At 72.4% G+C, this 13,975-nt stretch carries 13 protein-coding genes; 9 read left to right on the plus strand and 4 right to left on the minus strand.

What is annotated here, in order from left to right; all coding sequences use genetic code 11:
- Position 1: 1 nt before the first annotated feature.
- From ICC28_RS05965 to ICC28_RS05975, 3 genes are all read right to left on the minus strand, one after another.
- Complete coding sequence (locus ICC28_RS05965) at positions 2 to 1,276, minus strand: cation:proton antiporter (protein WP_223188444.1); 1,275 nt, start codon at positions 1,274 to 1,276, stop codon at positions 2 to 4.
- A gap of 70 nt (positions 1,277 to 1,346) precedes the next feature.
- The gene (locus ICC28_RS05970) at positions 1,347 to 2,360 is read right to left on the minus strand and encodes a 2-oxoacid:ferredoxin oxidoreductase subunit beta (RefSeq protein WP_188287343.1); all 1,014 of its coding nucleotides are present in this window, start codon (positions 2,358 to 2,360) and stop codon (positions 1,347 to 1,349) included.
- Positions 2,350 to 4,188 carry a 2-oxoacid:acceptor oxidoreductase subunit alpha gene (locus ICC28_RS05975; protein WP_223188479.1) on the minus strand — a complete coding sequence of 613 codons (1,839 nt, stop codon included), beginning with the start codon at positions 4,186 to 4,188 and terminating at the stop codon, positions 2,350 to 2,352. Before ICC28_RS05975 ends, ICC28_RS05970 begins: the two co-directional genes overlap by 11 nt.
- Before the next feature lie 440 nt (positions 4,189 to 4,628).
- Between ICC28_RS05975 and ICC28_RS05980 the strand changes: the two genes are divergently transcribed.
- Positions 4,629 to 5,888 carry a beta-ketoacyl-[acyl-carrier-protein] synthase family protein gene (locus ICC28_RS05980; protein WP_188287345.1) on the plus strand — a complete coding sequence of 420 codons (1,260 nt, stop codon included), beginning with the start codon at positions 4,629 to 4,631 and terminating at the stop codon, positions 5,886 to 5,888.
- Positions 5,885 to 7,108 carry a beta-ketoacyl synthase N-terminal-like domain-containing protein gene (locus tag ICC28_RS05985; RefSeq protein ID WP_317453964.1) on the plus strand — a complete coding sequence of 408 codons (1,224 nt, stop codon included), beginning with the start codon at positions 5,885 to 5,887 and terminating at the stop codon, positions 7,106 to 7,108. The genes ICC28_RS05980 and ICC28_RS05985 overlap by 4 nt, the downstream gene beginning before the upstream one ends.
- A 72-nt stretch (positions 7,109 to 7,180) precedes the next feature.
- Here ICC28_RS05985 and ICC28_RS05990 read toward each other — a convergent pair whose 3' ends face one another.
- The gene (locus ICC28_RS05990; protein WP_188287347.1) at positions 7,181 to 7,564 is read right to left on the minus strand and encodes a hypothetical protein; all 384 of its coding nucleotides are present in this window, start codon (positions 7,562 to 7,564) and stop codon (positions 7,181 to 7,183) included.
- 20 nt (positions 7,565 to 7,584) lie between these two features.
- Between ICC28_RS05990 and ICC28_RS05995 the strand changes: the two genes are divergently transcribed.
- From ICC28_RS05995 to ICC28_RS06025, 7 genes are all read left to right on the plus strand, one after another.
- Entirely contained in the window at positions 7,585 to 8,469 is an 885-nt protein-coding gene (locus ICC28_RS05995; protein WP_188287348.1) for an aromatase/cyclase, read from the plus strand.
- Positions 8,470 to 8,681: 212 nt separating this feature from the next.
- The gene (locus ICC28_RS06000; RefSeq protein ID WP_188287349.1) at positions 8,682 to 10,247 is read left to right on the plus strand and encodes an acyl-CoA carboxylase subunit beta; all 1,566 of its coding nucleotides are present in this window, start codon (positions 8,682 to 8,684) and stop codon (positions 10,245 to 10,247) included.
- 26 nt (positions 10,248 to 10,273) lie between these two features.
- Positions 10,274 to 10,474: an acyl-CoA carboxylase epsilon subunit gene (locus ICC28_RS06005; protein WP_188287350.1), complete on the plus strand. Its 201-nt coding sequence runs from the start codon at positions 10,274 to 10,276 to the stop codon at positions 10,472 to 10,474.
- Positions 10,471 to 11,397, plus strand: coding sequence for an MBL fold metallo-hydrolase (locus ICC28_RS06010; protein WP_188287351.1), 927 nt, complete (start codon positions 10,471 to 10,473; stop codon positions 11,395 to 11,397). The genes ICC28_RS06005 and ICC28_RS06010 overlap by 4 nt, the downstream gene beginning before the upstream one ends.
- Positions 11,398 to 11,846: 449 nt before the next feature.
- Positions 11,847 to 12,236 (plus strand): cell division protein SepF, encoded by a 390-nt coding sequence (locus tag ICC28_RS06015; RefSeq protein ID WP_188287352.1) that lies wholly within the window; start codon positions 11,847 to 11,849, stop codon positions 12,234 to 12,236.
- Positions 12,237 to 12,322: 86 nt separating this feature from the next.
- The gene (locus tag ICC28_RS06020; RefSeq protein ID WP_188287353.1) at positions 12,323 to 13,498 is read left to right on the plus strand and encodes an AAA family ATPase; all 1,176 of its coding nucleotides are present in this window, start codon (positions 12,323 to 12,325) and stop codon (positions 13,496 to 13,498) included.
- Positions 13,495 to 13,821 carry a nucleotide pyrophosphohydrolase gene (locus ICC28_RS06025; RefSeq protein ID WP_188287354.1) on the plus strand — a complete coding sequence of 109 codons (327 nt, stop codon included), beginning with the start codon at positions 13,495 to 13,497 and terminating at the stop codon, positions 13,819 to 13,821. The genes ICC28_RS06020 and ICC28_RS06025 overlap by 4 nt, the downstream gene beginning before the upstream one ends.
- The last annotated feature ends 154 nt before the right edge of the window (positions 13,822 to 13,975 follow it).

A 13,975-nucleotide genomic window follows, 5' to 3' on the forward strand; every position in this document is an offset into this window, starting at 1 on the left:
ATCACTTTGGGGCGGTCATGACGTGGGCCACGGGCCGGGAGTTCAGCAGCTCCTCCTGGGCGCGCTCCTTCTGACGGGACAGCAGGGTGCTCAGCAGCGGCGCGGCCATCGCGGTGGTGACCAGGGCCATGATCACCATGGCGCTGAACAGCTCGACGGTGAGCAGACCCAGGTGCAGACCGACGTTGAGGATCACCAGCTCGGTCAGACCGCGGGTGTTCATCAGCAGCCCGAGGGTGGTGGCGTCGCGCCAGTTCATGCCCGTCAGCCGGGCCGGGATCGCCACACCGCCGAGCTTGCCGAGGCAGGCCACCACGATGACCGCCAGCATGACCAGCAGGCCCTGGCCGGTGATCGTGGTGAGGTCGACGGACAGGCCGGTCACGACGAAGAACAGGGGCAGCAGCAGCTTGCTGGCGTTCTCCATCGGCCCGAAGGCCGCCTGCATCATCCTGCGGTCGCGCGGCATGACCAGGCCGAAGAAGAACGCACCGAAGATGGCGTGGATGCCGATCTCCGAGGTCAGCCAGGCCGAGCCGAAGGCACCGCACGCGGCCAGCACCATGATGTACGGCAGGCCCGAGTCGGGCACCTTGGCGGTGACCCTGCGCAGCAGCGGCTTGACGATCCACATCATGCCGGCGACGTACACCAGCGCCCACAGCAGCATCGTGACGAACGCGCCCGTCCCGCTGGCCGTCACCAGCGCCACGACCAGGGCCAGCATGCACCAGGCCAGGACGTCGTCGGCGGCCGCCAGCGCCAGGGAGAGCGCCCCGGGCCGGCTGAACTGGAGCCCCTGGTCGGCCACGATGCGGGCCAGCACCGGGAAGGCCGTGATCGACATGGCCACGCCGAGGTAGAGGGTGAACTCCAGCATCCCCACCTCTTTGCCGTTCACGGTGCCGTAGGTGCCGTAGATCAGCGCGGCGAGGCCCATGCCGAGCGCGAGGGGGCAGGCGATCGAGCTCAGCCAGATGATGCCGGTGGACTTGCGGCGCCCGCTGAAGCTCGTGCCGTCGAACTCCCAGCCGATGACGAACATGAACAAGATCAGGCCGACTTGGGCGGCGGTGCCCAGATGGGCCCGCGCCTCGGCCGGGAAGAACTTGTCCGGCAGATCTCCCGGCAGCAGCCCGAGGAGACTCGGACCCAGGCAGATACCCGCGGCGATCTCGCCGACGACGGCGGGCTGCCGTATGCGGCGGGCCCCGATGGCGAAGGTGACGCCCACCAGCAGCGTCAGCGCGACGCCGCCGATTACTGTTGTGGTCAACCACTCGGAGTGTGCGGCAGGGGAAGCCACTGGATCTCCTTACGAACGAAGAATGGCGGTGCGGGTACGGTCAGCGGCTCCACGCGTCGCTTCCGGCCAGGACGGATGCCAGGTCGCCCTTGCCGTTTCGTGCGACGGCCTCCTCCAGCTGGTCGGCCATCGTCGTGTCGTAGACCGGTCGTTCGACGTCCCGGAAGACACCGATCGGCGTGTGGTGCAGGGTCTGCGGGTCCGCCAGCCGGGAGAGCGCGAAGGCGGTCGCGGGAGAGGCGGAACGGGCGTCGTGGACCAGGACCCGCCCCTCGTTCCCCTCGCTCAGCTCGACGACCTCCAGCTCGCCGGTGGCCGGATCGCGGACGACCCCCTTGGAATCACCGGCCCCGAGGCGGATCGGCCGGCCGTGCTCCAGCCGGATCACCGACTCCTGGGCCTGCTGCTTGTCCTTCAGGGCCTCGAAGGCGCCGTCGTTGAAGATGTTGCAGTTCTGGTAGATCTCGATCAGTGCGGTGCCCTGGTGGGCGGAGGCCTGGCGCAGGACCTCGGTGAGGTGCTTGCGGTCGGAGTCGACGGTGCGGGCGACGAAGGACGCCTCCGCGCCGATCGCCAGCGACACCGGGTTGAAGGGCGCGTCCAGCGAGCCCATCGGCGTCGACTTGGTGATCTTGCCGACCTCGGAGGTCGGCGAGTACTGGCCCTTGGTCAGGCCGTAGATGCGGTTGTTGAACAGCAGGATCTTGAGGTTGACGTTGCGGCGCAGGGCGTGGATCAGGTGGTTGCCGCCGATGGACAGCGCGTCGCCGTCACCGGTGACCACCCACACGCTCAGCTCGGGACGGGTCACCGCCAGCCCGGTCGCGATCGCGGGGGCCCGGCCGTGGATGGAGTGCATCCCGTAGGTGTTCATGTAGTACGGGAACCGGGAGGAGCAGCCGATCCCGGAGACGAAGACGATGTTCTCCCGGGCGATGCCGAGTTCGGGCATGAAGCCCTGCACGGCGGAGAGAATCGCGTAGTCGCCGCAGCCCGGACACCAGCGCACTTCCTGGTCGGACTTGAAGTCACGGGCGAGCAGGTCAGTCGGCATGGATCTCCTCCTGCAGAGCGGTGGCGAGCTGCTCGGACTTGAAGGGCATGCCGCTCACCTGGGTGTGGCTGTGCACGTCGACCAGGTAGCGGGCACGCAGCAGGGAGGCGAGCTGCCCGAGATTCATCTCCGGCACCACGACCCGCTCGTAACGCCCCAGCACCTCGCCGAGGTTGCGTGGAAAGGGACTGAGATGGCGCACGTGCGCCTGCGCGATCCGCTCCCCGGCGGCCCGCAGCCGCCGCACCGCAGCGGTGATCGGCCCATAGGTCGAACCCCAGCCCAGCACCAGCGTGTTCGCGCCGTCCGGGTCGTCGACCTCGACGTCCGGCACCCAGATGCCGTCGATCTTCCGCTGCCGCGTGCGCACCATGAAGTCGTGGTTGGCGGGGTCGTAGGAGATGTCACCCGTGCCGTCCTGCTTCTCGATGCCGCCGATGCGGTGCTCCAGACCCGGAGTCCCGGGGATCGCCCAGGGCCGCGCCAGGGTCAGCGGATCGCGCTTGTACGGCCAGAAGACCTCGGTGCCGTCCTCCAGCGTGTGGTTGGGCGCGTCGGCGAAGTCCACCCGCAGATCAGGGAGTTCGTGCAGTTCCGGGATGCGCCACGGCTCCGCGCCGTTGGCCAGGTAGCCGTCGCTGAGCAGGTACACCGGGGTGCGGTAGGTCAGCGCGATCCGGACCGCCTCCAGCGCCGCGTCGAAGCAGTCGGCGGGCGTGCGCGGGGCCACGACCGGGACCGGTGCCTCGCCGTTGCGGCCGTACATCGTCTGCAGCAGGTCCGCCTGCTCGGTCTTGGTCGGCAGACCCGTCGACGGGCCGCCGCGCTGGATGTCGATGATCACCATGGGGAGTTCGAGGGCGACGGCCAGGCCGATCGTCTCGCTCTTGAGCGCCATCCCCGGACCCGAGTTCGACGTCACGGCCAGCGACCCGCCGAAGGCCGCGCCGAGCGCGGCACCCGCCGCGGCGATCTCGTCCTCCGCCTGGAAGGTGCGCACCCCGAAGTTCTTGTGCTTGCTGAGCTCGTGCAGGATGTCGGAGGCCGGAGTGATCGGGTACGAGCCCAGGAACAGCGGCAGGTCGGCCTGCTGGGCCGCGGTGAGCAGCCCGAAGGACAGGGCGAGGTTGCCGGAGATGTTGCGGTAGGTGCCGGACGTGAACGCGTCCGCGGCCGGGGCGATCTCGTAGGAGACCGCGAAGTCCTCCGTCGTCTCGCCGAAGTTCCAGCCCGCCTTGAACGCCGCGATGTTGGCGGCGGCGATCTGCGGCTTCTTGGCGAACTTCGCCTTCAGGAACCTCTCGGTGCCCTCCGTCGGCCGGTGGTACATCCACGACAGCAGGCCCAGCGCGAACATGTTCTTCGCCCGCTCGGCCTCCTTGCGGGTCAGGCCGAACTCCTTCAGCGCCTCGACGGTCAGGCTGGTCAACGGCACCGGATGCACGCGGTACCCCTGCAGCGAGCCGTCGTCGAGCGGCGAGCTGTCGTACCCCGCCTTGGTCAGCGCCCGAGCGCCGAACTCGTCGCTGTTGACCAGGAGTTCGCCACCGGGGCGCAGGTCCGCCAGGTTCGCCTTCAGCGCCGCGGGGTTCATGGCCACGAGCACGTCGGCGGCGTCGCCCGGCGTGAGGATGTCGTGGTCGGCGAAGTGCAGCTGGAACGAGGAGACGCCGCCCAGGGTGCCGGCGGGCGCGCGGATCTCGGCAGGGAAGTTCGGCAGCGTCGAAAGGTCGTTGCCGAACCCTGCCGTCTCCGCGGTAAACCGGTCACCCGTGAGCTGCATGCCATCGCCGGAGTCACCCGCGAAGCGGATGACGACCCGGGACAGCCGCTCGGTCCGTACGACGGCGCTCGCGGCCGCCTCCGGTCGGGTGCTGGGTTCAGGAGCTGCAGTCACCGAGCCTCTACCTCTCTTTCGGGGGTGCCCAAGGCGGTTGCAGTTTGGGGAGCCGGGCTTGAGAGGTGGTCAAGAAGCGGTGGCACGCGCGTCAGCCGCGGACGAACGATCTCGGCCAGGACGCGCCGACCATGGGGCGGCGGTTCGGCCGCCTGTTGGCTCTTCGGCCTGCTCGGTGGTTCGGTGCCCCCGTGGCTCTTCGGCCCGCCCGGTGGTTCGGCCGCCTGCTGGCTCTTCGGCCCGCCCGGTGCTCCGGCGCCCCCCCCGGCCCTTCGGCCCGCTCAGCGCTCCAGTGCCCCCGGCCCTTCGGCCCGCTCGGCGCTCCACTGCCCCTTGAGCGCCCGCTGAGTGTGCGCGTCGACCATCCCCCCATGACCCGACGCGCAGTGATCACAGGTCTGGGGGTGGTCGCCCCCGGTGGCATCGGCACCAAGGACTACTGGGCGCTGCTCACCAGCGGCCGGGCAGCGACCCGTTCCATCACCCTCTTCGACGCCTCCGCCTACCGCTCCCGCGTGGCCGCGGAGGTCGACTTCGACCCCACGGCGGCCGGACTGGGCCGGCGGGAGATCCACCGCATGGACCGCTCGGCGCAGTTCGCCGTGGTCAGCTCCTGGGAGGCCGTCGCCGACAGCGGACTGGCAGTGGACGGCCTCGACCCGCTGCGCACCGGCGTGAGCATCGGCAGCGCCGTCGGGGCCGCCACCAGCCTGGACGCCGCCTACCCGCTGCTCAGCGACGAGGGCCGCGACTGGCGGACCGACACGTCCTACGCCGGCGCCCACCTGTACGACTACACAGTGCCCAGCGCCCTGGCCCGGGAGGTCGCCTGGACCGTCGCCGCCCAGGGACCCGTCGCCGTCGTCTCCACCGGCTGCACCTCGGGCCTGGACGCCATCGGACACGCGGCCGGGATCATCGCCGAGGGTGCCGCCGACGTGATGCTCGCGGGCGCCGCCGAGGCCCCCGTCTGCGCCATCACCGCGGCCTCCTTCGACGCCATCAAGGCCACCACGCCGTACGCGGGCGACGACCCGGCCGAGGCCGGACGGCCCTTCGACCTCACCCGCGACGGGTTCGTCCTCGGCGAGGGCGGCGCCGTCCTGGTCGTCGAGGAGAAGGAGCACGCCCGCCGCCGCGGCGCGCACGTCTACGCCGAGATCGCCGGCTTCGCCACCCGCGGCACCGCCTACCACATGACCGGCCTGCGCCCCGACGGCACCGAACTCGCCGAGGCGGTCAGGGCCGCCCTGGACGAGGCCCGGCTGCCCGCCGACGCCGTCGACTACGTCAACGCGCACGGCTCCGGAACCCGGCAGAACGACGTCCACGAGACCAGCGCACTGAAGCTGAGCCTCGGCTCGCACGCCTACGACGTGCCGGTCAGCTCCATCAAGTCGATGATCGGTCACTCCCTGGGCGCCATCGGCTCCCTGGAGGCCGCCGCCTGTGCCCTGGCCCTGGAACACGGCACCGTCCCGCCGACCGCGAACCTCCACACCCCGGACCCGGAATGCGATCTCGACTACGTGCCCTTGACCGCTCGGTCCCAGCGCCTCGACACAGTGCTCAGCGTGGGCAGTGGCTTCGGCGGGCTGCAGAGCGCCCTCGTTCTGAGGAAGCCGCAGTGAACCCCGGCGACACCGCCGCCCCGCCGGCCCGGGTGCGCGCGGCCGTCACCGGACTCGGTGTCGTCGCCCCCAACGGGGTCGGCACCCGCGAGTGGTGGCAGGCCACCCTGCGCGGGGTCAGCGCCCTGCGCCCGGCCCGCGACGCACCCGCGGACCGCATTCCGGTGGCCGGGGAGATCAACGGCTTCGTCGCCGAGAAGCACGTCCCCGGCCAACTGCTGCCGCAGACCGCCCGCTTCACCCGGCTGGCGCTCGCCGCCGCGGCCGAGGCGCTCCAGGACGCGGCCGTCGACCCGGCCGCCCTGCCGCGCTACGGCGTCGGCGTCTTCACGTCCAGCTCGGCGGGCGGCTACGAGTTCGGCCAGCACGAGATGAGCAACCTCTGGCGCCACGGCAGCGACAGCGTCAGCGCCTACCAGTCCTTCGCCTGGTTCTACGCCGCCTGCACCGGCCAGGTCTCGATCCGGCACGGGCTGCGCGGGGCCGGGGGCACCCTGGTCACCGAACAGTGCGGCGGAATCGACTCCGTGGGTCAGGCCCGCCGCCAACTCGGTTCCGGGGGCACGGCGTTGCTCGCCGGCGGCGCCGACGCCGGACTGTGCCCGCTGGGCTGGTCCGGCCACCTCGCCACCGGCCGGGTCAGCCCGCACAGCCACCCGGCCCGCGCCTACCTGCCCTTCCATGCCGAGGCCTCCGGCTACGTACCCGGCGAGGGCGCGGCCTACCTCGTACTGGAGGAACGCGCCGCCGCCGAGGCACGCGGCGCCGCCGTCCTCGGCGAGATCGCCGGCTACGCGGCCGCCTTCGACCCGCCCACCGGCCCGGGCAACCTCGGCCAGGCCGCGCGCCTCGCCCTCGCCGACGCCCAACTCGGCCCCGGCGACATCGACGCGGTCTTCGCCGACGCCTACGGCGTACCCGCCCTGGACGAGGCCGAGGCGCACGTGATCACCGAACTCTTCGGCCCCTACGGCGTCCCCGTCGCCGTACCCAAGACGATGACCGGCCGGATCGGCGCCGGCGGATCCGCCCTCGACGTGGCCGCCGCCCTCCTGTCCCTGCGCGACAACGTCCTGCCCCCCACGGCCCACGTGGACCACCCCAGGGACGGCTGGCACCTGGACCTCGTCACGACCCCACGCCCGGTCGCCCTGCGCGCCGTACTGGTACTGGCCCGCGGGCACGGCGGCTTCAACTCGGCCGCGGTGGTGGTGCGATGACCCCTGCCCGGGACGCTCGGCGCCCGGCTGTCACGCGTGCCGTGCCGGCGCCGCACCGCGGGTACGGCAGGCTCAACTCGGCAGCGGCGGCGGCGAGATGACGGCCACTGGGAACAGTCGGCGGCCGAGCCGCGCCCCGCGCCCGCTCGCCCTGCCCGCCGAGCCGGCGTCGGCGCGCGGCCGCGACGGTTCCCACTCGGCCCCGGCGACGGTGAGGTGATGTCCCGTCAGGGGCGCCCGACGCCGGTCCGGTGCCGTGGCCGTGAGGCAGCGGCCCTTCGGGGCGGGCGGCGACCGGAGCACCACTGCCCCGTCTCCGGGGGTCCCGGGAACGGCGGCCTCGCCGCCGGGGACGCCGTCGAGCACCCCGGCGCCGAGACTCCGCCAGGCCGTCGTACCACCCCCGCGCAGGCCGTCGGCGTCCGCGGCGGACTGGGCGGTCACCGACCACGTCACGCACAGGAGACAGGACCGGCATGCCATTCACCGTGCACACCACCCGGATCTCAGCGCCCGCCGACACCGTCCACGCCCTCGTCGCGGACGTCACCGTCTGGCCGCTGATGTTCGAGCCGAACATCCACACCGAGTACGTGGCGGGCGGCACCCGCAGCGAGGGCCGCGAACGCATCCGGATCTGGGCGTTCACCGGCCGGGAGATCCGCAGTTGGACCTCCGAGCGCGTCCTCGACCCGCACGCCCGCACCGTCACCTTCCGGCAGGAGCACCCGGCCCCGCCGCTGACCTCGATGAGCGGGCGCTGGCTGGTCAAGGACATCGGCGACGGACAGACCCTGCTGGAACTCCACCACGAGTTCGAGACCGCCTCCGACGAGCACTTCGTGCTGCACGCCCTGCACCAGAACAGCCCCGCCGAGCTGGCCGGCGTCCGCATCGCGGCCGAACGGCCGAGGACCCCGTACACCTTCGAGGACAGCCTGCGCATCGTCGCGCCCCCGGCCGCCGTCTACGACTTCCTCCGCGAGGCCGACCGCTGGCCGGAGCGCCTCCCGCACGTGGCCGCGCTGGACCTCACCGAGGACACCCCCGGCATCCAGCGGTTGCGGATGGACACCCGGGGCCCCGACGGCACCGTCCACCACAGCGAGTCCGTCCGCGTCTGCCGCCCCGAGACCGGCAGCATCGTCTACAAGCACACCCGCACCCCCACGGTCCTGATCGCCCACACGGGCGCCTGGCACCTGCGGGAACTCGACGACGGCAGCACCCTCGCCACCTCCCGCCACCACGTCCTCCTGGCCGACCACAAGGCCCGCGAGACGGTACGCGAGACCCTGGGCCGCACCGCCAGGGCGACGTTGCGCAGGGCCAAGGAGCACGCGGAGAACGGCACCCGGTAGCCCTCCGGACCCGCAGGCCGCCGCCCCGGACGGCTGCAGCGCCCCTCGACCCCGCCCTGAGCACCCCCGCGCACGCTCGACCCGCGTGATCCGCCCCGCGTACCGCCCCTGAGCCCAGCTCCACCGGCGCTTTAGCACCCGGTCGCACTCTGTCGGCCACGCGTTCCGAGAACGGGCTGAACAAGCCGCTTGACACCCTGTGAGGAGCGTCAATGGACCGCACTACCCCGCCACTCCGGGAACGGACGACCGAACTCCACGAACTGCGTGACTCGGTGCGCCGCGGTCCCTCGGAGCGGGCGACCCAGGCGCAGCACGCCAAGGGAAAGCTGACCGCACGCGAGCGGATCGACCGGCTCTTCGACAAGGGCACCTTCACCGAGACCGAGGGCCTGCGCCGGCACCGCGCGACCGGCTTCGGCCTGGAGGCCCGCCGTCCGCACACCGACGGCGTGATCACCGGCTGGGGCAAGGTGTACGGCCGTACCGTCTTCGTCTACGCCCACGACTTCCGCATCTTCGGCGGGGCGCTCGGCGAGGCGCACGCCCAGAAGATCCACAAGCTGATGGACCTCGCGACGGCGGCCGGGGCCCCGGTCGTCGGCCTGTGCGACGGCGCCGGCGCCCGTATCCAGGAGGGCGTCACCGCGCTCGCCGGCTACGGCGGCATCTTCGCCCGCAACGTCGCCAACTCCGGCGTCCTGCCGCAGATCAGCGTCGTCCTGGGCCCCTGCGCCGGCGGCGCCGCCTACTCGCCCGCGCTGACCGACTTCGTCTTCATGGTCCGCGGCACCTCGCAGATGTTCATCACCGGACCGGACGTCGTGCAGGCGGTCACCGGCGAGGAGATCACCATGGACGGGCTCGGCGGCGCCGACCCGCACTCCACCGCCTCGGGCGTGGCCCACGCGGCCTTCGACGACGAGGAGGAGTGCCTGGAGAACGTCCGCTTCCTGCTCTCCATGCTGCCCGCCAACAACCGCGAACTCCCGCCCTCCGTCGAGGAGTCCGACCCCGTCGACCGCCGCACCGAGGCCCTGCTGGACATGGTTCCGGCCGACCCGCGCGCCTCCTACGACGTCCGGGACGTCATCGAGGAGATCGTCGACGACGGCTTCCTCTTCGAGGTCCACGAGAACTGGGCGCGCAACGTGGTCTGCGCCCTGGTCCGGATGGGCGGCGACGTCGTCGGCATCGTCGCCAACCAGCCCATGGTGCAGGCCGGTTCGCTGGACATCGCGGCCTCCGAGAAGGCGGCGCGGTTCGTGCGGTTCTGCGACTCCTTCAACATCCCGCTGGTCACCCTCGTCGACGTCCCCGGGTTCCTGCCCGGCGTCGACCAGGAGCACGGCGGCATCATCCGGCACGGCGCGAAGCTGCTGTACGCCTACTGCGACGCGACCGTGCCCCGGGTGCAGGTCATCCTGCGCAAGGCCTACGGCGGCGCGTACATCGTCATGGACTCCCGTTCCATCGGCTGTGACGTGTCGTTCGCCTGGCCGGTCAACGAGATCGCCGTGATGGGCGCGGAGGGCGCGGCCAACGTGGTCTTCCGGCGCGAGATCGCCGCGTCCGACAACCCGCAGGCCACGCGCGAGCAGTTGGTGAAGGAGTACCGCTCCGAGCTGATGCACCCCTACTACGCGGCCGAACGCGGCCTCGTGGACGACGTGATCGACCCGGCGGAGACCCGCGCCCGGCTGATCGACGCCCTGCGCACCCTGCGCCGCAAGCACGCCGGGCGGCCGTCCCGCAAGCACGGGAACCAGCCCCAGTGAGCGCGGCGGAGGAGACGGAGCGGGTCGTGAAGGTAGTGCGTGGCGAGCCCACGGCGGAGGAGCTCTCAGCGCTGCTCACGGTCCTGCTGGCACTCGCGGGAAGCCGTACGACGGCCACGGTGGAGCCCCTGCCGGTGGCGCCGCCGGCGGTGGCCTGGACCCAGCAGGGGGGCGGCGGTACGAGCTGGGCGGCGCCCGGACACCCGTACTGGGCGGTGGCCTCGTGACCGCGCCCACCGCGCTGCGCACCGAGCTGGTCGAGGTCGCCGACGGGGTGTACGCCCACCTCCAGCCCGACGGAGGGTGGTGTCTGAGCAACGCGGGCGTGGTGGCCGGGCCCGACGGCCTGCTCCTGGTCGACACGGCGGCCACGGCCGCCCGTGCCGCGGCCCTGCGGGAGGCCGTCCAGGGGCTGGGGCGGGGCCCGGTGCGGCTGCTCGTCAACACGCACCACCACGGTGACCACACCCACGGCAACGGCACGTTCGGGGGCGCCACCGTCGTCGCCCACCGGGGCACCCGGGCCGAGATGGAGCGCAACGGCCTGGCCCTCACCGGCGTCTGGCCGGACGTCTCCTGGGGCGAACTCTCGGTCCGGCTCCCCGACATCACCTTCGACCAGGAGCTGCGGCTGCACCAGGGCGACCGCGAGGTGCGGCTGCTCCACTTCGGGCCCGCCCACACCAACGACGACGTGGTGGCCTGGCTGCCCGCCGAACGCGTGCTGTTCGCCGGGGACATCGCGATGGCGGGCAGCTCGCCCTTCGTCCTGATGGGCTCGGTCTCCGGATCCCTCGAGGTTCTGGCCCGCCTGCGCGCACTGCGCCCCCGCACGGTGGTCTGCGGGCACGGTCCCGTCCGGGGCCCGGAGGTCCTGGACGAGACGGAGGAGTACCTGCGCTGGATCCAGCGCGTCGCGACGGAGGGACGCGCCCAGGGCCTCACCCCGCTCGCCGCCGCCAAGGAAGCGGGCAGGGGCACCTTCGGGCACCTCACCGAGTTCGAACGCGTCGTCGGCAACCTCCACCGCGCCTACGCCGAACTCGACGAACGCGAAGCCATCGCCTCCGGCCGGACCGTCGACATCCCCGAGGCCTTCGCCGAAATGATCACCTACAACAACGGCAGACTCCCCACCTGCCACGCGTGACGCTCCGCCGGGCGGGGCAGCCGACGACCTGCGGCCCGGCGGGGGCCGGTCGCGCAGTTCCCCGCGCCCCTTCGGGCACTCACCCTGCGCCCACCCCACACCGCTGAGCCTGCGGGCATGCGTGCGGCCCGGGGCGGCGCCCACCCTGGCAGGCGGTGCCGGCTCACGCCGTCCGTCCTGCGGGCATGCGTGCCGCCTGGGGCGGCGCCCACCCTGGCAGGCGGTGTCGGCTCACGCCGTCCGTCCTGCGGGCATGCGTGCCGCCTGGGGCGGCACGGGTGGGCGCAGGCGGCACCCCGGTAGCGCCGGGCTGCGCGACCCACCCGGCAAGTGCAACCGCCGGCACCCCGTTGGCGCCGGGCACCGTGTCGCAGTTGGGCCGGACGGGTGACTTGGCGTAAGAATTGGCTGGTGCACGCATTGAAGGCGAGTCAGTTCGGGGGGAGCCGGTGAACCGTTACGACGTCACCGATGAGCAGTGGGAAGGGCTCGCCCAGGTGGTACCCCTGCGCGGCCGGGACGCCTGGCCGTCGGCGGTGGACCACCGCTCACTCCCCGAGGCGGCCACGGAGCCGCGCCGCCGCTTCGTCGTCCTCCGGGTCAACGTGTTCGGCGACGCCCGCGAGGTCGCCGAGACGCTGATGGCGGGCATCCCCGTCCTGCTCGACCTGACCGGCGCGGAGACGGAGGTGGCCAAGCGCGTCCTCGACTTCAGCACCGGCGTCGTCTTCGGCCTGTCCAGCGGGATGCACCGCGTCGACCGCAACGTCTTCCTGCTGACCCCGCCCGGCACCGAGGTCAGCGGAATCATGGAGACGGCGGGCGTCCCGGAGTCCTGAGCCCCACCCTTCCGTGGTCCCTCGATCGTAGGAAGGTCACGGCGGCGGAACGGTTCGCCATACGGGCGGAGTCCTACGGTCCGCATATGACCGCGCCCTCCGTACCCCCCACCGCGGCGACCCTGCCGACGTCACCCGAGCCCTTGGCATCGCACCGGCCCTGTCTCACCGAGCTGCGGCTGTCCGCCTTCGCGGGGCACCGCGGCGCCGGGTTCCCGCTCGGACCGCTCACGGTGTTCGCGGGCCCCAGCGGCTGCGGCAAGACCAGCGCGCTGCGGGCGTACGAGGCACTCGCCCGCCTCGGTGGCGGCGCACGGCTCGGTGACGTGTTCCCGGACCCGGTCTCCTGCGTCCCGGAGCGGGCCCGCCCCGACGCGCAGCGCCGCCGCGGCTTCCGGATCGGCTGCACGGCCGACGGGCCCGAGGGGCCGGTCCGGCTCGACGTCGCCGTACAGGTCGAGCCGGAACTGCGCATCGCGGGGGAGAGGTTGACCGCGGACGGGCTGACCCTGCTGGAGACCGCCCTGCGCGATCCCGGCCGACGTGCCGTGCAGGCCGCCTGGCACACCGCCGGATCCGCCCCGGTCACCCGCGCCCCGCTGCCGGACGACCGGCTCGGCACCGCGCTGCTGCCCCTGCGGGTGGCCGGCAAGACCGACGGACAGCGCAGGGTGCTGGCCGCCGCCGAGCAGATGGTGGTGGCCCTGCGCTCCGTCTTCGCCTGCGATCCACGGCCCGACTGGATGCGCGTCCCCGTGCCGACCGGCTCGGGACGGCTGCTCGGCGGCTGCGACAACCTCGCCGACGTACTGTGGCGCACCCGGTCCGAATGCGTGCGACGCCACCAGCAGCTGGTCGCCGCGGTGCGCGCCGGATGCGCCGGCCCCGTCGCGGACGTACTCGCCGAGCCCCTCGCGGACGGCACGGTCCGGGCGGTGCTCGACCGCGGCGGCGGACACCGCACCGAGTTCGGCCGCCTCGGCGACGGCGAGCTGCGGTATGCCGCGCTCACCCTGGTGCTGCTCACCGGACCGGGGGTACTGGAGGTCGACGCGGCCGGCGAGGTGCCGCCCGCCATGCAGACGCTCACCGTCCTGGCCGACGGCCTCGACCGCTCGCTGGACCCCCGCCAGCGCGTCGAACTGCTGCGGCTCGCCGCCCGGATGTGCGAGCGCGGCCACATCCGCCTCGTCGCGGCCGTGAGCGACGGATCCTGGGCGGTCCCGGTGCCCGGCGCCACGGTGGTACACCTGGACCCGTGACCGAACCTCTCGACGTGGCGAAACTCCAGCGCAGGCTGGCCGAGTTCGCCGCCGCCCGCAACTGGCAGCCGTACCACACCCCCAAGAACCTCGTCGCCGCGCTCAGTGTGGAGGCCTCCGAACTCGTCGAGATCTTCCAGTGGTTGACGCCCGAGGAGTCGACGCGTGTGATGGCCGACGCGGACACCGCGCACCGCGTCACGGACGAGGTCGCCGACGTGCTCGCCTACCTGCTCCAGCTGTGCGAGGTGCTCGGCATCGACCCCCTGGCGGCGCTGGACGCGAAGATCGACCGGAACGAGCGGAGGTTCCCGGCGCCGTGACCCCGGAGGCGTCAACAGGAGCGAATCGATCCGCTATTACTCTCCGCATTCAATCAACGGCCTGAAACCGATTTGTTGTCCGCAGATTTCCGCCTTCCTCTGGCTTTTCATCCCACACACCCTCACTCTGGGTAGTGGACAACGGAGTTCGGGC

This window comes from Streptomyces sp. TRM68416 (assembly GCF_014596915.1).
GTDB lineage: Bacteria > Actinomycetota > Actinomycetes > Streptomycetales > Streptomycetaceae > Streptomyces.